Below are 19688 nucleotides of genomic sequence, written 5' to 3' on the forward strand. Positions count from 1 at the left end.
CGATGACCAGCATGTAGCCCGCCAGATGGCCGCTACGATCAATTCGTGCGCGAACCACTTGAACGTGACTCCGAGATCGCGCACATTCGTGAAGCTCTCGACGCAGCCACCCGTGGTGAGGGTCGTGTCGTCGTCATCGAGGGTCGTGCGGGCATCGGCAAGACCAGGCTCGTGCACGAGTGCCGTGAGCTGGCCAAACAGCGTGGATTCGGCCGTCTGCAGGCTGTCGGCGACGCCCTGGAGAGCGCCATGGCGTGGGGCGTCGTCCGGCAGATGGTCGAGCGGTCGGTGTCGCGGTACTCGGGCGAGATCCGGGAGAAGATCCTGGCCGGGCCGTCCGGGGCGGCGCTGAAGGCACTCGACGACGCGGCGCTCGATCCCAGCGAGGCCGAGCTGGCCCGCACGTTGCACTCGTTGTGGTGGGTCGCGGTGGACCTCTCTTCCACCCGCCCGCTGCTGATCACGGTCGACGACGCGCACTGGGCCGACCTGTCGTCGCTGCAGTTCCTGGTCTACCTGTCACGACGGATCGCGGACCTGCCGATCACCCTGGTGGTCGCGACCCGGCCGCCGGCGGACAACTTCGGGCCGCTCGCGCAGCTCAGCGTGTCGGCGGACAGGTTGCTGCCGCGGCCGCTCACCACCGAGGCGCTCGGCGAGCTGGTCGCAGGGCATCCCGACGTCGTGCAGGCGCTGCACGCGGCGAGCGGCGGCAACCCGTTCCTCACCGAGGTGCTGGTCGACGAGCTCAAGGCGCTCGGGCTGCCGCTGAGGGACTCGGCCACGGCCGCGAAGATCAGCGGGCTCGGGCCGAGCACCGTCTTCCGCGCCACGCTCGGCCGGTTGCCCGCGGACGCCGTGGCGCTCGCGGGTGCCGTCGCCGTTCTCGGGTCGCACGCCGATCCGTGGCAGGCCGCTTCTCTCGCGGACGTCAACGATCTGCCTGGCGCCGTCGAGGCGTTGGTGGCGGCCAACGTGATCGTCACCCGCGAGCACCTGGAGTTCGTGCATCCCGTTGTGCGCGAAGCGGTGTTGACGGGTCTCGGCCCGATCGCGCGCGCCTCACTGCACGCGCGCGCCGCGAAAGCGTTGTGGGAGGGCCATTCCCCGGCTGATCGGGTGGCGGCCCACCTCGTGCACGCTCCGAAGGGGACACTCCCGAACGCGGCCGACGTGCTGCGCAAGGCCGCATCGCAGTTGTTGGCGGCCGGCGATCCGCACACCGCCGCCGCGCATCTCCAACGCGCCGTGGACGAACGTCCGAACGACGCCGCCCTACGAGCCGAACTCGGCCGCGCGCTGCTGCGAACCGGCGACGCCGTCAACGCGCACCGCCACCTGAAAGCCGCGGCGGCCGGACTCGCGGATGCCGAACTGGTGGCGGCGGCCGCGTCGGCGACCGCCGTGGTGGAAGGTCCCCAAGCCGCCATCGACGAGCTCACCGACGCCATCGCGGCCCGGCCGGCCGGCGAGTCGCGCCTGCACCTCGAGGCACGGCTGGCGGTGTTCCGCTCGTTCCTGCCCGACTACCGGCAGGCCTCGTCGATGCACCTCAGCGCCTATGCCGGCCTCGCGGGCAGCACGCCGGACGAACGAACGTTGCTCGGCCTCCTCTCGCAGATGGGCCGCTACGAGGTGTGGCCGCACGACGAGGTGGCGGCGACGGCGACGCGTGCGCTGGCCAACGGCGCGTACCTCGACGACGCGACGGGTAGCACCGACGCGATGGTGGCGTGGCTCGTGGCGTTGCTCGCGTTGATGGCCGCTGATGGCGTGGACGTTGCCCGGCGCGAGATCGAGCGTGCGCGGCTGAAGGTGCGCGCGCACGGCTCTCCGGTCGAGTTCGCGATGGTCACCAACGCCTCGCAGTTCCTGAACTGGCGCTGCGGCAACATGCAGGCCGTCGAGGCCGAGGCGGAGGGCGCGCTCGCCGCGATCGCCCACGAGGACCCGGTCTCGCAGGTCATCGGACTGCGGGCCACCTCGACGCACTTCGCGGTCTACGCGGCGCTGGAACGCGGGGACGTCGACGCGGCCCAGGCCGTGATGGACGCGTTCGACCTCAACGACGCGACCACGATGATGCCCACGATCTGGCTGCACGAGCCCCGCGGCCTGATCGCGCTGGCTCGCGGCGACGCGGCACGAGCGCTCGACGAGGCGTACCGGCAGCGCGACGCGATGGCGGCGGTCCAGGTGGATCCGCCGACGATTCCGTGGCGCGGGGTGGCCGTCCGGGCGTTGCTCCAGCTCGGCGAGCCCGCCTGCGAGCTCGCCACCGAGCAGCTGGGCATCGCGCGGAAGTGGGGTGCCGCGACGGAGGTCGGCGCGGCGCTGCGGTTGCTCGCGCACACCTCCCCCGACGGCCGGCTGGAGCTGCTGACCGAGTCCGTGTCCACTTTGGAGGGCTCACCGGCTCGTCTGGAACTGGCCCGCTCGCTCGTCGACCTCGGTGAGGCGATGCGGGTCGCGCGCCGGCGTTCGGACTCGCGGGAACCCCTGCACCGGGCCATCGACCTCGCGAGCGAATGCGGTTCCGCCGTGTTGCGCGCGCGAGCCGTCGAGGCGTTGGAGGCGATCGGCGACCGGCCGCGCAGGCAGGTGGTGATCGGCGCCGAGTCGCTCACGGCGTCCGAGCGCAGGGTCGCCGACCTGGCCGCGGCGGGACGGGCGAACCGGGAGATCGCGCAGGAGCTGTTCGTGACCCCCAAGACCGTCGAGAATCACCTCGGCCGGATCTACACGAAGCTCGGAATCGCAGGTCGCAGGGATCTCGCTCGCGTCCTTGCCTAGTACAGAGGGGTGTGGGGGTAGGCCTGATACACCCATCTTTTCTCGCGGAGGGTTGAGGGATCTCCCCTCATGCCTTTGGGGGTCCGTCCCGGCGAATCTTGTGTCACCACAGGGGAACACAAGATCTCAAAGGGGACACCGAAATGATCCGCAACGCTCTGCTCGCCGCCGCCGCTCTTACCGCCGTCGTCGCCCCCGCGGCCAACGCGGACCCGATCGTCGGCCAGCCCGCTCCGTGCGTGACCGCCTCCGACCTGGTGGGCCCGGACTTCAACGTCCGCAAGTGCGGCGTGAGCGATGTGGACCAGTTCCGCGTCAACCTGGACAACAACGGCAACGCCTACTGCGGCCCGACCTCGCTCTACAACGTCCTGCACTACTGGGCGCACGTGAAGGGCGCCCCGATCGGCTGGGGCCCCACGCGGGTCAGCGACATCGACCCGCAGGACCAGAGCGACTACGACCTCAACACCGCCGCGATCGCCAAGATCGGCTGGGACGCCAAGTACAACGGCGCCACCAACCTGACGAACCTGCGCACCGCCTGGGACAACGCCACGAAGCCCGCCCGTGACGCCGGCTGGACGACCTCCCGCGGTGTCGTCAGCACGCTCGAGAACCCTGACTTCGCCGGTGAGCTCGCCAAGAAGCTCAACGAGGGCCCGCTGCAGCTCGTGTACGGCCGCTACAAGGACGCTCCCGGCGACTACGCGTTGCAGCGCAGCGGCGGCCACATCGTCACGGTCGTGTCCGCCACCGGCACGTTCGGCGGCAACACCATCAAGCTGAAGCTGGCCGACCCGGGCCGTGCGGGCGACCACGGTGACGCCGACTACCTGACGACCCAGTCCGACTACGAGGCGCTCGACGTCACGCTGACCAAGCGCGCGTTCCGGCAGTACTCGCCGTCCAAGGACGACGAGAGCACCGCCGAGGACGAGTCGATGGAGCCGGGCACCTACAAGTGGGTGACGCGCTGGGAGCTCACCGGTCCGCGCTACCTCAGCGACACGACCCGTCAGATGGTCGAGGGCTTCAACTGGTTCGACATGGCCAAGTAGTTCCGAGCCGAGCAACTCTTGAAGGAGAAACCGAAATGATCCGCAACGCTCTGCTCGCCGCCGCCGCCCTCACCGCCATCGTCGCTCCCACTGCTTCCGCCGACCCGATCATCGGCCAGCCCGCCCCGTGCGTCGGCGCTTCCGACCTCGTCGGCCCGGTGTTCACCGTTCGCAAGTGCGGCGTGAGCGACGTGGACCAGTTCCGCGCCGGCCTCGAGAACAACGGCAACGCCTACTGCGGCCCGGCCTCGCTCTACAACGTCCTGCACTACTGGGGCCACGAGAAGGGCGCCCCGGTCGGCTGGCTCACCACCAAGGTCGGCAACCTCGATCCGAAGGACCAGGCCGACTACAACGTCATCACCAACTCGATCGGGCGCATCGGCGTCGACGCCAAGTACAACGGCGGCACCAACATGACGAACCTGCGCACCGCGTGGGACATCGCCACCAAGCCCGCCCGTGACGCCGGCTGGACCACCTCACGCGGTTACGTGAGCACCAACGAACAGATCGACTGGGCGGGCGAGCTCGCCCGGAAGCTCAACGAGGGCCCGTTGCAGTTGGTGTACGGCCGCTACAAGGACGGCCCGCAGGTCGGCTCGCTGCAGCGCACGGGCGGCCACATCGTCACGGTCGTCGCCGCTTCCGGGACGTTCAACAACACGACCGTGCAGCTCAAGCTCGCCGACCCCGGCCGCGCGCTCGACCACGGCCAGGGCGACTACCTCAAGACCCAGTCGCAGTACGAGTCGCTCGACGTCTACCTGGTGCGGCAGAACATCTACGAGTACGTGCCGGTCAAGGACGACGAGAACACCCGCGAGGACGAGTCGCTGCAGCCCGGCACCTACCGCTACGTGCAGCGCTGGGAGCTCTCCGGCCCGCGCTACCAGAGCAACACCACCCGCCAGTTCGTCGAGGGCTTCAACTGGTTCGACATGGCGAAATGAGTTCCAGCGATCCTCAAGGGCCGCACTCTTCAAAGGGTGCGGCCTTTCGCCATAACCTGGCCGGTATGGGGAGCCGCGATCGGGAACAAACGCGCCGCCGGTTGCTGGACGCCGCGTTCGTCGAGTTCGCGGCCTACGGAATCGCCGGCGCGCGGATGGAGCGCATCGCCCGCATCGCCGGGTGCTCCGCAGGCCTCGCCTACACCTACTACGGCGGCAAGGAAGAGCTGTTCGACGCCGTGCAGTCCGAGGTGGTGGACGCGGCCTTCGTGCAGTTCGACGCCGTGGACCTGCCGGGGTACGCGGCCCGGTTGTACGACCGGCAGCACGAGCACCCGGAGTTCGCGCGGCTCGCGACGTGGCACCGGTTGGAGCGGCCGGGGCGGGTGAGCCGGTCCGCGGAGATCGAGGCGATCCGGAACGCACAGAACTGCGGGCTGGTGTCCGGACGGTTCTCGGCTGAGCAGGTTTTGGCTCTGGTGCTGGCGATCGCGTCGATGTGGGCCAACGTTCCGGCTGACGGCAGTGATCACGTGATCCGCAGGCGGACCGTCGAGGACGCCGTTCGGCGGCTGGTCGAGCCGTAGCTCAGTCGGTGTCCGTGACGCAGAGGACGGTGACCTCGGCGTTGGCGAGGTCGGTCAGCACGTACGTGATGTCCCAGGCGATGTCGTGGAACCACGGCGTCCACGGGGCGTGGCTGATGTCGACCCGGAAGTCCTCGAACCGGTTCTGCGTCAACGCTTCGACCGCGGCGGTGGCGATCGCCTTGGCTTCCCGTGCCGGACCGTCGAACGCCTTGTACGCACCGCCGTTGACGATCAGCCCGGCGAGGAGTCCGTCCAGGCACAGCGATCCGGCCCACTGCTCCTCGAAGCTTCCGTCGTCCGGCTTCTCCGGGATCTTCAGGTCGCGGAGTCCTTCCCGGACCACCGCGTCGCTGAAGAAGAACCGCAGGAAGTGGTAGTCGGCGAAGCGGTTGCGCGAGAGGTACCAGGCCGTCGCGTCCGGGTAGGCGACCGCGCGGAACCTGGCCAGCAGGTACCCGCCGTTCACGTGGGTGGCCGCGAGCTGCCGCAGGAGAGGTTCGAGCGCCGGTTCGGTCACCGGTACTTGCGACCAGACGATCTGATCCCGCGAGGCGACGATCTCCGCGAAGTCGGGTACGTCGGCGTCCCAGTCGATCTCGTTCCAGCTGCGCGGCATGAACTGAGGTTAGCCTGGCTGTATGCGTGTTCTCGTGGTTGCCGCTCCACTGCTCGGTCACGTCTTCCCGTTGATGCCGCTCGCGCTCGCGTTGCGCGATGCGGGACACGAGGTCGTGGTCGCGACCGGTGGCGAGGCGTTGCGCGTGCACGACTCCGGGCTGCACGTCGAGGACGTCGTGCCGGCGAACGTCCGGTTCGGACCGATCGCGTTGCGCATCATGGTCACGCATCCGTTGGTGGCCAAGAGGGAGATGCGGGGCAGCGGCAGGCTGGACTTCGTGTCACGGCTCTTCGGCACGGTCGGTGACGCGATGACGAAGCCGTTGCAAGCGCTTGCCTCGAAGTGGAAGCCGGACGTCGTGGTGCACGAGCCGTTGGCGGCCGCCGGGTCCGCGCTGGGTGTGCCGTCGATCGTCCACGACGTTTCGTTGTTCGACGGGCTGGAGCTGACGGCGGCGGTCGGTGCGCGGATGAAGGCCGAAGTGCGTTCTCCCGCAACGGTTCTGCGCACGGCACCACCGAGCCTCGCTCAGTTTCCCGGCGGCGACCTGATGAGGTTCGTCGCCTACAGCGGTGACGGCGAGGTGCCGCAGTGGCTCGCGGAACCCGCGGGCAAGCCGCGCATCCTGGTGAGCCGCAGCACCGCACCCGGTCCCGGCGCGGGCCGGATGATGGACGCGGTGGTCAAGGCGGCCGCGCACGTCGACGCGGAGTTCGTGCTGGTGCGGGCGAACCGCGTGGAAGGCTTGCCGGACAACGTCAAGACGGTCGGGTGGGTGCCGATTCCGCGCGTGCTGCCGTTCTGCGACGGCATCGTGCACCACGGCGGCGCGGGCACGTTGCTCGGCGCGCTCGCGGCCGGGGTGCCGCAGCTGGTCGAGCCGGGCCCCGGTGATCGGACCGTGCACGCGGACGCCATCACGCGCAGGACGGCCGGGCTCAGGGCACACCCGAAGGAGGTCACGCCCGACCTGCTCACCCAGCTCATCGAGGACGCCAGGCTGCAACGGGCCGCGTCGGAGGTGCGGGACGAGATCGCCGCGATGCCGGCGCCGTCCGAGATCGCGTCCAACTGGGAAGAACTAACCCCGTTGAAATAAAAGAGCACCTATCGTGGGCCGTGTGCGCATTCTCTTCTCGAGCTTAGGCTCGCACGGACACATGTACCCCTTACTCCCGCTCGCGAACGCCGCCCGCGAGCAGGGACACGAGGTTCTCTACGCCGTCGACCGGGAGTTCCTGGAACTCGCGCGAAATCAGGGTTTCACCGCGATCGAGGCGGGTATGCCCATCTGGGAGGCGTTCAACCAGGCGAACGCCAAACACGGCACGGCGGAGTTCAAGCGGGAGATGCTGCGGCAGACCGCGGTCGACGCCTTCGGCTCGATCCTGCCGCGCAAGTTCGCCCAGGACCTGACGCCCGTGCTGGAGCGGGAGAAGCCTGACCTGGTCGTTTTCGAGCTCATCAACCCCGGCGCCGGCATCGCGGCAATGCAGGCGGGAATTCCGGTCGTCTGTCACGGTTTCGGGAAAATGGACGAGACACTGGTACCCGAAGCCATGCAGGACCGGTTTCTGGAGTACGTGAACGAGCTCGGCATCAGCGTGCCGAATGGGCATCATTACGGACTCGGATCGCCTTACATCGACGTCTTCCCGCCGTCCATGCAGGATCTTGACTATCTTTCCGACGTGCACCGGATTCCGCTGCGCCCGGTTCCGTTCGCCGAACCGGGTGAATTGCCCGGTTGGGTGATTGAGCGCGCGAAACCGCTCGTGTACCTGACTTTCGGCACCGCGTTCGCGAACCAGGAGGTGCTGGAGAAAGCGATCGCCGGGCTGTCGGGACTGGATGCCGACGTGCTGGTCGCCACCGGGCCGCTGGTCGAGCCCTCCGCGTTGCCCGACGTGCCGGACAACGTGCACGTGCTGCCCTGGGTGCCTCAGGCCGATCTGCTCGCGCACGCAGATCTCGCCGTGCACCACGGCGGCGCGGGCACCACGGTGGCGGCCATGGCGCGCGGCGTGCCCCAGCTGATCCTGCCGCAGGGCGCCGACCAGTTCCGCAACGCCGAACTGGTCGAGAACAGCGGCCTCGGCGCACGGCTCGTCGGCGAGCAGTTCACCGCGGACGCCACTGCCGAGCTGACAGCGAAACTCCTGCGCGACAGCCACCCCGCGGTGGCGAAGGTCGCCGCCGAGATCGCCGCGATGCCGGCCCCGGACGAGGTCGTGCCCGCACTGGTCGAACTCGCCGGCTGACGTGGGAAACCGGTGCCTACTCGCTGGGCACCGGTTTCAGCGCGGACAGGGCCTCGTCCACGGAGTCGTGCAGCGACAACACGTCTGCGACACCCGTGACCTGCAACGGTCTCTTGACGGCACGATGCGGCGCGACGACGTGCAGACCCTTGCAGTGCTCGTCGGCGAACTCGTGCGCCGTGATCAACGTGGAGATGGCGGTCGAGCCGAAGAAGCTGACCCCGGTGAGATCCGCGACGACCGCGGGACCATCCGAGGAGATGCCGAGCCGCAGAGCGTCCAGCACGACGTCCGCAGTGTCGACGTCGATCTCGCCTTCCACCGCGACGACGACAACTCCGGCGACATCCGCGGCTCGCACTGTCAGCAGGGGTGATTCCTTGGACTGATCTTCGTTCACCAGCACTCCCCGGTGGCCGAAGCACGTAGATACCGGTCCGAGCACGCTGCTGAACCCGGTTGAGGCTCCGACGTTACGGCTGTTGCTTCCGCACTACAACCTACCCGCTCACCGCGTACCGGAAGTTCCGCGCACTGCCGACCACGAACGGCCGAACCTCGTCGAACACCGCCGCGTGCTGCTTCTCGGCACCGAGCCGGGGCGAGATCAGCTTGATCAGGTAGGCGGCGTCGCCGGTCAGAGCGCCTCCGAGCGGGGTGACGCCGACGAAGATCGGCACGTCCGAGTCGGCGGCTTTCTGCCGAACCCGTTGCAGCGCCTCCAACGACAGATCACTCAGCAGAACGTTGTCACCTTGGTAGGTGTGCGGCGGGAGCGGCTTGCCGGCGGCTTCCGCGAAAGGCTTGCGGCCGAACTCCTCGGTGAGCCTCGGGGCCACGCGGAGGTGGTCGACGTCGAACGGCCGCGTGCTCGCGAAGGTGATGCGGACGGCCTCGCCCAGCGTCGTGAGCGACGCCGTGACGTGGCTGGGCAGGTCCCACTTGTGGAAAGCCTCGAAGACCTGCGCCGCGTGTGCCGCGTCGAAGTACATCTCCCCCGCGTGGACCTGGTCGATCTCCAGCAGGTCGAACTCCAGCGCGACCACGACCTCGCCGACCTTCTCCGTCTTGCGAACGCGGTCGTTCGCGAAGCCGAACTCCCTAGCCAGCAGGCCGTAGCCGCCGCCGAGGGTGTAGCCGACGACGCCGACGTCGCTCGCGTCGCCGCTGAGCGGGGCCAGGCCGTGGGGTGCGGCGGCCTCGACGACCTGCTGCCACACCGCACCCGCCTCGACCCTGGCGATCTTGGCCTGAGGGTCGATCTCCACCTCGTTCATGCGTTTGGTGGAGATCAGAACGCCGCTGGTGGCCGTCGTCAGGCCGTGGCCGGTGGTCTGCACCGCGTACTCGAGGCCGTGGTCTTCGGCGTACCGGACGGCTTCCTCGACGTCCCGAACCGTCTCCACCGCGAAGATCACCTTCGGTTCGTGGCGGAGTCCGGTCTGGAAGCCGCTGCGTTCTTCGTCGTATCCGGTGTCTCCGGGAAGGAACTTCTGCATGCTTCGAGCATGGTTGCGCTGCGGTTATAAGTCCAAGATCTGGTTGTGCTTGCTTCTATAATCGTTGGTTATGGAGCTTCGGCAGCTTGAGTACTTCGTGGCGGTCGTCGAGGAGGCCTCGTTCACGCGGGCAGCGGAACGGGTGCACGTCGCGCAGCCGGGCGTGAGCGCGCAGATCCGGCGGCTGGAACGGGAGCTCGGGCACGACCTGCTGGACCGGTCGGGGCGCACGGTCACGATGACCGACGTCGGAGCCGCCGTGCTGCCGTTGGCGCGGGCGGCCCTGCGGTCTGTCGAGTCGGCGCGGCGGACCGTCGAGGAGATGGCCGGGCTGGTGCGCGGTGCCGTGCGGGTGGGGATGGTCGTCTCGTGCGGGATCATGGACCTGCCGGAGCTGTTGTCGTCGTTCCACTCATCGCATCCCGGTGTCGAGATCACGTTGTCGGAGGCCAACTCCGATGCGCTGGTCGAGTCCCTTGTGGATGGTCAGCTGGACTTCGCTCTCATCGGGTACGCCGGTGACGTGCCGGACGGGCTGTCGGTGCGAGTGCTGGCGGATGAACCGCTCGTGGCGGCGGTTGCTGTCGGTGATCCTTGGTACGGCAGGGAATCCGTCACGGTGGACGAGCTGCTGACGCGCGGGCTGATCTGCCTGCCCGCCGGGACGGGGCTGCGCGGGGCGTTGGACGCGGCCTGCGGTGGACGGCCGCCGCGGATCGCCCTCGAAGCATCGGCACCACCGATGGTGATCACGCTGGCTCAACGCGGGCTCGGTCCGGCGATCCTGGCGTTGTCGATGACCGACGGGCTGCATCCCGTCCGGATCACCGACCCGTCGCCGCGCAGTCAGCTGGCGTTCGCGTGGCGCACCTCAGGCCCGCACAGCCCGGCCGCGCGTGCCCTGATCAGGCTGGCGGAAAACCGCGTGACAACGGATCTTTAGCGGTGTCATGATCGACGCATGTTCCTGACGGCTGAGCACAACACGTTCGCGGGTGTTCCCGCGGGCGCGCTCGCCGTTGCCTCGGCACAGCTGGCCGGCGCTCGAATCTGACCCTTCTCCAGTCCCCTCCCCAGGACCGCTGGAGGAGGGTCGTAGCGGTCGATCGGTCTTGGAAATCCCAGCTGCACCTTCGAGGACAAAGGAAATGAAGCAGGAGTTCGTGCGCGCCAAGCCGCACCTCAACATCGGCACCATGGGACACGTCGACCACGGCAAGACCACGCTGACGGCCGCCATCACCAAGGTTCTGTCCGAAATGGACCCGTCGGGCACCACCTTCACCGCGTTCGACCGCATCGACCGCGCCCCGGAGGAGCTCGCCCGCGGCATCACGATCAACATCGCGCACGTCGAGTACGAGACGCCCACGCGTCACTACGCGCACGTCGACATGCCCGGCCACGCCGACTACGTGAAGAACATGATCACGGGAGCGGCGCAGCTGGACGGCGCGATCCTGGTCGTGTCCGCCGAGGACGGCACCATGCCCCAGACGCGCGAGCACGTGGTGCTGGCGCGGCGGGTCGGCGTACCTCACGTCGTGGTGGCGCTGAACAAGGCCGACGCGGTGAGCGACCCGGAGCTGCTCGACCTGGTGGAGCTGGAGATCCGCGACCTGCTGTCCACGTACGGCTTCGACGGCGACGCCACACCGGTGGTCCGCGTGTCCGGCCTGCGTGCGCTCCAGGGAGACCCGGAGTGGACGGCGTCCGTCGTGCGGTTGCTGGAGGCGGTGGACGAGCACGTGCCGGTACCTGAGCGGGATCTGTCCGGACCGTTCCTGATGCCGATCGAGAACGTCCTGACGATCACCGGTCGCGGCACCGTCGTGACGGGTGCCGTCGAGCGCGGTGTGCTGGGCCTCGGCGACTCCGTCGAGGTGATCGGTCTCGGTGACGCCGTCTCGTCGGTCGCCACCGGCATCGAGACGTTCGGCAAGCCGATGCGGCAGGCCCAGGCGGGAGACAACGCCGCGGTGCTGCTGCGCGGTGTTCGTCGTGGCGAGGTCAGGCGCGGCCAGGTGCTGGCCCTGCCGGGCAGCGTGGCGCCGCACACCAGGTTCCGCGCGTCGGTGTACCTGCTGTCGGCCGCCGAGGGTGGCAGGCACACGGGCATCGCCTCGAACTACCGGCCGCAGTTCCACTTCCGCACCGGCGACGTCGTCGGCGTGGTCGAGCTCGACAGGACGCTGGCACTGCCAGGAGACACCGTCGAGGTCACGGTGGAGCTGGGCAAGGCGGTGGCGATGGACACCGGGCTCGGATTCGCGATTCGCGAGGGCGGCAAGACCGTGGGTGCCGGCACGGTCGGCGAGATCCTCGCTTAGGGCGGCGGTGACGACCCGAGAAGGTGGTCGCGCTGCCTTGATGGAAGCGCGGCGGGACTTCGGTTCCGCCGCGCTTTCTCACGCTGCTGCGGCCTCCATCACGTAGACCGCGTACGCGGACCGGATGATCGGCTGGGCGACGTTGCGCACCCGTACCCCGCCCGGCGTCATGCCCTGCTCGGTACCGAAGTGCGCGTGCCCGTGCACCGCGAGATGTGTGCCGGTCGCGTCGATGGCCTCTCCCAGCAGGTACGAGCCGAGGAACGGGTAGATCTCCGGTGGCTCGCCGCGCAACGTGTCCGGCACCGGCGCGTAGTGCGTCAGCGCGACCTTGATGTCGGTGTCCAGTTCGGACAGTGCCTGCTCCAGGCAGGCAGCGATGTCACAGGTGTGCTGGATGAACGCCTTCATCTCGCGCTCGCCGAACGCACTCCCGCACTTGCCCGCGAACCCGCCGCCGAACCCCTTCACGCCCGCGACACCGAGCGTGCAGCCGTTGATCTCGGCCACGAAAGTCGACCCCTCCAGGACATGAATGCCCTTGTCCTGCAACGTCTTGGTGACCTGAAGAGGCTTGTCGTCCTGATGGTCGTGGTTGCCCAGCACGGCGACAACGGGCACCGCCAGATCCGCGAACTCGTCGGCCACCACCGCGGCCTCGGCCACGGTGCCGTGCCGGGTCAGATCGCCGGCCAGCAGCAACACGTCAGCGTGCTCGCCGACCTTGTCGAGCGCGGGCCGGAGCCCGCCGCGCATGTCCTCGCCGAGGTGCACGTCCCCCACCGCCGCGATCCGGATCATCGCAGGTCCTCCTCACCGTCCGGTTCACCAGCGGGGGTCACGCGCACGTCGTTGAGGATCGTCAGCTCGGGCGCGACCTCGTGCAGGACCTCTTCCAGCGCGCGCCGGCGGTCCTCGCACGCCACGTCGCCGGAGACCATCGCGTGGTCGCCGCGCACGACGATGCGCACGCCGAGCTCGGCTGTTCTGGGGTCCTCCGCGACCGTCCTACGCAGGTTTGCCGCGAGGTACTGCTCGGATTCCATTGCCTCTCCCGATGATCTCCAGGCGTTCGATGAGCACCAGGAACGCTTCGGCGTACGGGGAGTGCTCGGTTTCCGAGCGCACCTGGTCCCAGTCGATCTGCTCTCTGAGGGCCCGCGCGAACGGCAGCAGCTCGCTGAAGTCGCAGCGGTGCCCGTCCAGCACGAGCAGCTTGCTGGTCAGCACGAACGTCGCGGGCATCACCGGCAGCATCACCGAACCGACCGGCATCTCCTCGGCCATCGCGAGGATCTCGTCGGTGACGGGGCGTTCGTTGGGCCGGAACAGCAGGTCCACCAACGAGTCGCCGTCGTAGACCTTGAGCAGCCAGTCCTCCGGCGGCTCCGCGGCCCGCAGCCCGCGCTGCACCAGAACGCGAACCGCTGCTGCAGCGTCCTCACGGCGCACCAGCAGATCCACGTCGTGCTCACTCGCAGGCCCGCCACGCGCGTAGCCCGCGCATCCGCCTGTCAGGGCGAACGGGATCTCCGCGCTGCGCAAGGCGTTCGCGACTTTGGTCAGCGTCCGCAGCAGCTCGTCCTGCACGTCGCTCATGCACCACCGGTTACCCCGGCAGGCTCGAAAGCGAACCTCAGACCTGATCGGTGGCGAGCCGCGCGTGGGTCTCGGTGTCGTAGCGCACGCCGTCGTAGAGCAGCCGGGCCCGTTCGACGCCCTCGCGCCGGAACCCCGCGCCGACCGCCACGCGGCAGGACGCCGGGTTGTCCAGCCGGTGCGCCAGCTCCAGCCTGAACAGACCGAGCTCGTCGAACGCGAACTTGCTGAGAGCCCGGCAGGCCTGGGTCGCGAGTCCCTTGCCGCGAGCCTCTTCGCGCATCCAGTACGACACCCAGCCGGTGAGGTGACGGTGTTCCACCTGCGACACGGCGACGTTGCCCACCGGCACACCGCGGTCCAGCACGGCGAAGGCGTACGCCGTGCCCTCGTCGCGCCGCTCCTCGAGCATCGCGATCCACTCCTGAGCGGCGGCGAGCGAGTCGATCGGTGTCGTGAACTGGCGGTCCATCTCGGGTTCGGCGGCCGCGGCCAGCACGATCGGAGCGTCGGAGGGCAGCCAGGGCCGCAGCAGATCCACCTGTGCAGCATCTGAAGTTGTGCGGCTCACTGCAACTCAAATAGGACGTCAGACGTCAAAAGGACAAGCCAACCCCAGGAGGCGCGGATGTTCATTTTCGGCTGGCGAACCACGATCGAGCAGCTGCGCATGCTGACGCTGGTGTGCGGACACTGCGGGCACCAGGCCGCGCACAACATGTTCCGCCGCTACACCAAGCCCACGTTTTTCTTCATCCCGCTGTTCACGATCAGCAGCCACTACGGCCTGCAGTGCACCTTCTGCGGTGTCTCCTACGACATCAGCAAGATCCACGCCCGTCAGCTCGGCGCGCACGCCTGACAACCGGACGCGTCCTCGTCGGTGGTGACGCGCCCGCACTCGGGGCAGATCAGCTCGAGTAGACAGGCCGGCTCAGCTTCAGGGACACGGCCGAGGTCCACAGCCATCCGATCGTGGCGACCACGTACAACAGAACTGTGCCGCCGGGGTTGCCCAGGAAAGCCATCGGGACCATCAGGAGCACGCCCGTCAGGCCGCTCACCACTGCCAGCCATCCCCCGAGCCTACGCGCGAACACGAAGCACGCGCCGATCCAGCCGATCATCGCGAGGCCGAACGCGACCGCGTGCAGCATGCCGTGCCACGACATCGAGTCGGGCACGGTGTCCGGTGTGCCCAAAGGAAAGCCCAGCCCCGGATCAGCCGTGAAGATCCCGCCCAAGATCATCCCGACGCCCATCAGGCCGATCAGCCGCGCACCCCACCGGCTGAACTTCGCCATCCCCGTCGCCGCGATGACGAACAGCGCGCCGCTCACGATGAAGTTCGCGATCTGGATCCAGCCCAGCGAGCCCAGGCTGAGCATGCTGAACGGGTGCCGCGACAGGTCGAAACCCTCGCGGGTGAGGGCCTGGGCGTACCCGACGACCAGGTAGAGCGGACCGGCGACGACGCCACACGCGATGCGGGACATGACTTCCTCCAGTGGTTGTGATGGCGAGAACGGAACCACCGACAAGTTTTTTTGTCAAGACTAGAAGGACTGTCTTGACGAATGGAGTTGTCGGCGCCAGGATGGGACCATCCACCGAAGCGACGAGGGAGAACCGATGGGCCACGCGTTCGAAGGCATCGACGACATCGAGGTGCCCGCGTCCGTCGAGGACGTCTGGACGGCCATCGCCACAGGGCCGGGCATCGACTCGTGGTTCATGGGCCGCAACGAGGTCGCGAACGGCCAGGTCAAGATGGCCTTCGGCGGGTACCAGCCGACCAGTGCGATCACGGCGTCGGAACCGGGCAGCCACTTCGCCTACAACAGCGGCGAGGCGCCCGACGGCCGGTTCATCGCCTACGAGTTCCTCATCGAGGGCCGCGAGCACAGCAGCACGGTGCTGCGGATGGTGACGAGCGGCTTCCTGCCCGGCGACGACTGGGCGGACGAGTTCGAGGCGATGCAGCTCGGCGGCGCGCTGTTCGTCCGCACGTTGCGCGAGTACCTGAGCCACTTCGCCGGCCGCACGGCCCGTCCGATCACGGTGTTCGGGCCGATGATCAGCGACTGGGACGAGGCCTGGAAGAAGCTCGACGCGGCGCTGAGCGAGAAGCTCCCGAACGCCGTCGAGTTCCACCGCAACGCCCACACGCTCGCGCTGCGCACCGACAAGGGCATGTACCGCTTCATGCGCGGGTTCTTCGGCCCGTTCATCGCCGCACACAACATCTTCGAGGGCGACGAGTCCGAGCAGGACTGGCAGAGCTTCCTCGACACGACTCTGGGAGAGCAGAAATGACGCGCTTCACGACCTCCGCCGACGGCACCCAGATCGCGTACTCGGTCACCGGCTCCGGACCCGCGCTGGTCCTCGTGGACGGCGCGCTGTGTCACCGCATGTTCGGCCCGTCCACCGAGCTGGCCTCGGTGCTGGACAAGAACTTCACGGTCTACACCTACGACCGCCGCGGCCGCGGCGCGACCGGCGACGGCGCGACGCCGTGGGAGGTCGACCGCGAGATCGAGGACCTCGAGGCGGTGATCAAGGAGGCCGGCGGGACCGCGTCGGTGTTCGCCGTGTCGTCGGGCGCGGTGCTGGCACTCGACGCGGCGACGAGGCTGCCGTCGATCACCCGGCTCGCGGTCTACGAGCTCCCGATGGTCGTGGACAACACGTACACGCCACGCCCCGCCGACATCGTCGAGCAGATGAACGGCATGCTCGCTCGCGACGACCGGTCCGGCATGCTCGCGAAGTTCATGAAGATGGTCGGCGTGCCCGGCTTCGGCCTCGCGATCATGAAGCTGACCCCGGTGTGGAAGAAGCTCAAGCTGGTCGCCCACACGCTGCCGTGGGACCTGCGCATCCTCGGTGACGACGGCCGCGGCTCGAAGCTCCCGGTCGACCGCTGGAAGATCAAGGTGCCGACGCTCGTCATGAACGGCGGCAAGAGCCCCGAGTACCTCCGCAACACGATGAAGAACACCGCGGAGGTTCTCGGAGACGTGGAGTACCAGGAGCTCGCGGGTCAGACGCACATGCTCAAGTCCTCGGCCGCGGCACCGGTGCTGGTGGAGTTCTTCTCGCGGGCCCAGCGCACCGCGGGTCCCATCGCGTAACCGGCCACGACGAACAACCCGCCGACCAGCAGCCACCCGATCGCGCCCCAGCCGAGCACGACGGTGGTGAGCAACGCGGGGCCGACCATGCGCGCGACCGCGGTTCCGGTCGCGAAGAAGCCCTGGTACTGGCCCTGCCGGTCGGAGGGGGCGAGGGAGAAGCTGATCTCCCACGCACCGGAGGCGAGCATCATCTCGCCGAGCACCTGCAGTGCGGCGGCCGCGACCAGCATCGCGGCCGCCTGCCAGGCGCCCATGCTGAACGCCGTCACCGCGAACACCGCGCACGACGCGAGCATGACCAGTCCGGCGTGCTTGACGAGCGTTGAAGCCTGGCTCAAACCGTTGGCACGCTTAGCGATCCGCACCTGGAAGAGCACGACGGCACCGGTGTTGAGCACGAGCAGCGCGGCGGCGAGCCACGTCGGCGCCTCGGTCCGCTGCACGATCCACAGCGGGATGATCAGGCTCAGCAACGGCATGTAGAGCAGCATCACCGCGTTGATCACCGTGATCAGTGCGTACGGGCGGTCCTTCAGCACGTCGAACTTGCCCTTGGCGCGGGTCATCACGGTCTCGGGCAACGTGCTCAGGATCAGTGCCGCGACGAGGAACGCGAGCACGTCGAGCACGAACACGGCGGTGTAGGCGATCTCGGTGCCGAGGTGCAGCGCGAACCCGCCCATCGCCGCGCCGATCGCGATGCCCGCGTTCGCCGTCGACTGAATCCGCGCACGGGCCCGTGTGCGTTCGGCGGGAGTAGTGAGGCCGGCGAGGAGGGCCTGCCTGGACGCCTGCAGACCGCTCTGGAAGCTCGCGTACAGGCACATGACCAGCACGAACGCGGCGAAGTCCCGGGTGAAGAGCAGGATCCCGATGCTCGTGGCCGTCAGCGCGGCGAGCACAACGGCAGTGGTGCGCGGACCCAACCGATCAGCAACGTGTCCCAACGCGACACCCGCGACGGCTCCGACGCCCCACGCGAGGGTCAACGCGAGGCCGACCCGCGCCGCGCTCAGGCCGACGACCTGGGTGAAGTACAGGGCGGAGACGACGAGAAAGCCGCCGTCACCGATCGAGTTCGTCAGCTGTGCGTACGCGAGTCGCCTGGTCATGTCCTAGACCGTATGGCGACGATTGGCCCTAGTCGTGGGACATCTGAATGCTGCTTCTTTGGGCCAATTTCGTACCGACCCACGACACGAAGAACGCCAGCGCGCCGATGATCACCGCGACGGACACGCAGCTCAGAGCCACATCGCCGTAACCGTGCGAGCGCGGGTCGAGGAACGGGTACGGGTACCAGTCCACGATCGGCCCGCGCACCAGCGTGTAGATCAGGTAGGCGAGCGGGAAGGCCAGCCAGGTCCACGCCCGACGCGTTCGTTCCGGTGCGAGCAGCCACTCCGCGACGACCAGGATCGGGACGACGACGTGCAGCACCCAGTTCGCATAAGCGGGTGTCTGCACGTCCACGCCCCTCAGCAAGATCGCGTAGACCAGGCCGGTCGTGGTCATGTAGAGCACGGCCGCGCCACGGATCTGCGCGGACACCGGCTGGAACACGCCCAGCAACGCCACGACCGCCGCGAACACGTTGGACAGCACCGTGAAGTAGCTGAAGTGGTTGACCAGGCGGAACTTCTCCCCCAGCACGACCACCAGGTACACCTCCGCCGAAAGAACCAGCAGGAACACGGCCATCCGGAGCAGTCTGATCACGGTCAGCATTAGAGCGCGGTTTCGAGCACCTCGCTGGCCGTGCTGATCCGCCGGCGACGCGCCGGGAGCCCGAACGTCGGGTGCGAGACGCTCCAGGCCGCGCTCTTGCAGATGAACTCCTTGATGCGGACCGCGGCCTTGCCGGTGACAGCTGACGGCTTGGGCTCGTCGTCGGGAGTCACCCACTGCATGACGGCGTCGTTGCGACCGAGGCTGATGCACTGGCCGTTGTAGCCGATCTTGTTCTTCGGAACCGCACGGCCGGTCAGGCGCGCGGCGATGGCGTCGGCCGCGAGGTGAGCAGTCGGAACGCCCGACGCGCACGACATCCGCAACGCCTTGCCGCTCCCGCCATGCGCGAACGCCGCGTCACCGACGGCGTAGACGTCCGGGTGCGAGACCGAACGCATGGTGTCGTCGACGACGATCTGGCCCGCCGCGGTGACCTCCAGGGTCGTGGCCGCGGCGATGGGGTGGACGGCGAACCCGGTCGTCCACACGGTCACGTCGGCGTCGATCGTGCGGCCGTCGACACCCTCGTGCACGGTGATGCCGAGCCGGTCGACCGCCTTGCGCAGGTGCTGCTGAGCCTTGTCGCTCAGCCAGTCGCCGAGCCCACCGCGCACGGCGAACGACACGTCGAGGTCAGGCCTGGCCTCGGCGATCTCGGTGACCGCTTCGATGCCCGTCAGGCCACCGCCGACGACGAGCACGGTCGCGCCCGCACCGAGGTCTTCGAGTCGCGCGTGAAGTCGTTGCGCGGCTTGCTTTCCGGCGATGTTGTACGCGTGCTCGGGAGTGTCCGCGGCAGTGCTGCCGAGGGCGTAGACAAGGGTGTCGTACGCGATCTCGCCGGTGTCGGTGTCCACGATCTTGCGCTCGGCGTCGACCGCGGTGACCCTCGCGATTCGAACCTGCACGCCGGTGCCCGCGAAGACGTCGGTCAGCTTGCGCGGCTTCAGGTCCTGGCCGGTCGCGAGCTGGTGCATGCGCACGCGCTCGACGAACTCCGGGTCGGCGTTGACGAGGGTGACCTCGGCGTCGAGCTTCCTGGCGAGGCGTCCAGCGGCGTTGGCTCCGGCGTATCCGGCTCCGAGGACGACGATGCGGTGCGTCATGGTTTC

22 protein-coding genes are annotated in these 19688 nt (G+C 68.4%); 11 read left to right on the plus strand and 11 right to left on the minus strand.

Annotated features, from left to right (window positions below; genetic code table 11):
• Positions 1-45 precede the first annotated feature (45 nt).
• The 4 genes from AB0M24_RS24035 (at position 46) to AB0M24_RS24050 (ending at position 5394) form a co-directional block, all read left to right on the plus strand.
• Positions 46-2793 (plus strand): AAA family ATPase, encoded by a 2748-nt coding sequence (locus AB0M24_RS24035; RefSeq protein ID WP_363771792.1) that lies wholly within the window; start codon positions 46-48, stop codon positions 2791-2793.
• A gap of 143 nt (positions 2794-2936) precedes the next feature.
• Complete coding sequence (locus AB0M24_RS24040) at positions 2937-3854, plus strand: hypothetical protein (RefSeq protein ID WP_363771795.1); 918 nt, start codon at positions 2937-2939, stop codon at positions 3852-3854.
• A gap of 35 nt (positions 3855-3889) precedes the next feature.
• Positions 3890-4807: a hypothetical protein gene (locus AB0M24_RS24045; RefSeq protein WP_363771798.1), complete on the plus strand. Its 918-nt coding sequence runs from the start codon at positions 3890-3892 to the stop codon at positions 4805-4807.
• Between the two features lie 65 nt (positions 4808-4872).
• A complete protein-coding gene (locus AB0M24_RS24050; protein ID WP_363771801.1) occupies positions 4873-5394 on the plus strand; it encodes a TetR family transcriptional regulator in 522 nt (173 codons plus the stop codon).
• A gap of 1 nt (position 5395) precedes the next feature.
• Here AB0M24_RS24050 and AB0M24_RS24055 read toward each other — a convergent pair whose 3' ends face one another.
• The gene (locus tag AB0M24_RS24055; RefSeq protein ID WP_363771804.1) at positions 5396-6013 is read right to left on the minus strand and encodes a hypothetical protein; all 618 of its coding nucleotides are present in this window, start codon (positions 6011-6013) and stop codon (positions 5396-5398) included.
• Between the two features lie 22 nt (positions 6014-6035).
• On the opposite strand from AB0M24_RS24055, the gene AB0M24_RS24060 reads away from it, so the two are divergent.
• Positions 6036-7115, plus strand: a complete 1080-nt coding sequence (locus AB0M24_RS24060; protein WP_363771807.1) for a nucleotide disphospho-sugar-binding domain-containing protein — start codon at positions 6036-6038, stop codon at positions 7113-7115.
• 61 nt (positions 7116-7176) lie between these two features.
• Positions 7177-8277 (plus strand): glycosyltransferase, encoded by a 1101-nt coding sequence (locus AB0M24_RS24065; protein ID WP_363771810.1) that lies wholly within the window; start codon positions 7177-7179, stop codon positions 8275-8277.
• Between the two features lie 16 nt (positions 8278-8293).
• On the opposite strand, the gene AB0M24_RS24070 is transcribed toward AB0M24_RS24065, so the two are convergent.
• Positions 8294-8677 (minus strand): STAS domain-containing protein, encoded by a 384-nt coding sequence (locus AB0M24_RS24070; protein WP_363771813.1) that lies wholly within the window; start codon positions 8675-8677, stop codon positions 8294-8296.
• A gap of 100 nt (positions 8678-8777) precedes the next feature.
• Positions 8778-9776, minus strand: coding sequence for an FAD-dependent oxidoreductase (locus tag AB0M24_RS24075; RefSeq protein WP_363771816.1), 999 nt, complete (start codon positions 9774-9776; stop codon positions 8778-8780).
• A 70-nt stretch (positions 9777-9846) separates the two neighbouring features.
• Here AB0M24_RS24075 and AB0M24_RS24080 point away from each other — a divergent pair, with 70 nt between their 5' ends.
• Both AB0M24_RS24080 and tuf read left to right on the plus strand, forming a co-directional pair.
• Positions 9847-10719: a LysR substrate-binding domain-containing protein gene (locus AB0M24_RS24080; protein ID WP_363771818.1), complete on the plus strand. Its 873-nt coding sequence runs from the start codon at positions 9847-9849 to the stop codon at positions 10717-10719.
• 205 nt (positions 10720-10924) lie between these two features.
• Positions 10925-12106, plus strand: a complete 1182-nt coding sequence (gene tuf / locus AB0M24_RS24085) for an elongation factor Tu (protein WP_363771821.1) — start codon at positions 10925-10927, stop codon at positions 12104-12106.
• 78 nt (positions 12107-12184) lie between these two features.
• On the opposite strand, the gene AB0M24_RS24090 is transcribed toward tuf, so the two are convergent.
• Genes AB0M24_RS24090 through AB0M24_RS24105 form a run of 4 tightly spaced genes read right to left on the minus strand, consistent with a single transcriptional unit; the run spans position 12185 to position 14246 of the window.
• Positions 12185-12907 (minus strand): metallophosphoesterase, encoded by a 723-nt coding sequence (locus AB0M24_RS24090; RefSeq protein ID WP_363771824.1) that lies wholly within the window; start codon positions 12905-12907, stop codon positions 12185-12187.
• Positions 12904-13152, minus strand: a complete 249-nt coding sequence (locus tag AB0M24_RS24095) for a BON domain-containing protein (protein ID WP_363771827.1) — start codon at positions 13150-13152, stop codon at positions 12904-12906. Before AB0M24_RS24095 ends, AB0M24_RS24090 begins: the two co-directional genes overlap by 4 nt.
• Complete coding sequence (locus AB0M24_RS24100) at positions 13115-13705, minus strand: hypothetical protein (RefSeq protein ID WP_363771830.1); 591 nt, start codon at positions 13703-13705, stop codon at positions 13115-13117. The genes AB0M24_RS24095 and AB0M24_RS24100 overlap by 38 nt, the downstream gene beginning before the upstream one ends.
• A 37-nt stretch (positions 13706-13742) precedes the next feature.
• On the minus strand, positions 13743-14246 hold the full coding sequence (locus AB0M24_RS24105; RefSeq protein ID WP_363771833.1) for a GNAT family N-acetyltransferase: 504 nt from the start codon (positions 14244-14246) through the stop codon (positions 13743-13745).
• Positions 14247-14333: 87 nt separating this feature from the next.
• Here AB0M24_RS24105 and AB0M24_RS24110 point away from each other — a divergent pair, with 87 nt between their 5' ends.
• Positions 14334-14567 carry a zinc-ribbon domain-containing protein gene (locus tag AB0M24_RS24110; protein WP_363771836.1) on the plus strand — a complete coding sequence of 78 codons (234 nt, stop codon included), beginning with the start codon at positions 14334-14336 and terminating at the stop codon, positions 14565-14567.
• 49 nt (positions 14568-14616) lie between these two features.
• Here the strand turns inward: AB0M24_RS24110 and AB0M24_RS24115 are convergent, their stop codons facing one another.
• Positions 14617-15201 carry a DUF998 domain-containing protein gene (locus tag AB0M24_RS24115; RefSeq protein ID WP_363771839.1) on the minus strand — a complete coding sequence of 195 codons (585 nt, stop codon included), beginning with the start codon at positions 15199-15201 and terminating at the stop codon, positions 14617-14619.
• A 136-nt stretch (positions 15202-15337) separates the two neighbouring features.
• Here AB0M24_RS24115 and AB0M24_RS24120 point away from each other — a divergent pair, with 136 nt between their 5' ends.
• Both AB0M24_RS24120 and AB0M24_RS24125 read left to right on the plus strand, forming a co-directional pair.
• Positions 15338-16021, plus strand: coding sequence for an SRPBCC domain-containing protein (locus tag AB0M24_RS24120; protein WP_363771842.1), 684 nt, complete (start codon positions 15338-15340; stop codon positions 16019-16021).
• Positions 16018-16842: an alpha/beta hydrolase gene (locus AB0M24_RS24125; protein WP_363771845.1), complete on the plus strand. Its 825-nt coding sequence runs from the start codon at positions 16018-16020 to the stop codon at positions 16840-16842. Before AB0M24_RS24120 ends, AB0M24_RS24125 begins: the two co-directional genes overlap by 4 nt.
• On the opposite strand, the gene AB0M24_RS24130 is transcribed toward AB0M24_RS24125, so the two are convergent.
• Genes AB0M24_RS24130 through AB0M24_RS24140 form a run of 3 tightly spaced genes read right to left on the minus strand, consistent with a single transcriptional unit; the run spans position 16752 to position 19682 of the window.
• On the minus strand, positions 16752-17957 hold the full coding sequence (locus AB0M24_RS24130; RefSeq protein ID WP_363771848.1) for an MFS transporter: 1206 nt from the start codon (positions 17955-17957) through the stop codon (positions 16752-16754). The two genes, AB0M24_RS24125 and AB0M24_RS24130, sit on opposite strands and share 91 nt — an antisense overlap.
• A 28-nt stretch (positions 17958-17985) precedes the next feature.
• Entirely contained in the window at positions 17986-18564 is a 579-nt protein-coding gene (locus AB0M24_RS24135; RefSeq protein WP_363771851.1) for a Pr6Pr family membrane protein, read from the minus strand.
• 8 nt (positions 18565-18572) lie between these two features.
• Positions 18573-19682, minus strand: coding sequence for an FAD-dependent oxidoreductase (locus tag AB0M24_RS24140; protein WP_363771854.1), 1110 nt, complete (start codon positions 19680-19682; stop codon positions 18573-18575).
• Positions 19683-19688: the final 6 nt, after the last annotated feature.

This window comes from Lentzea sp. NPDC051838 (assembly GCF_040681245.1).
In the GTDB taxonomy this organism is placed as follows: domain Bacteria; phylum Actinomycetota; class Actinomycetes; order Mycobacteriales; family Pseudonocardiaceae; genus Lentzea.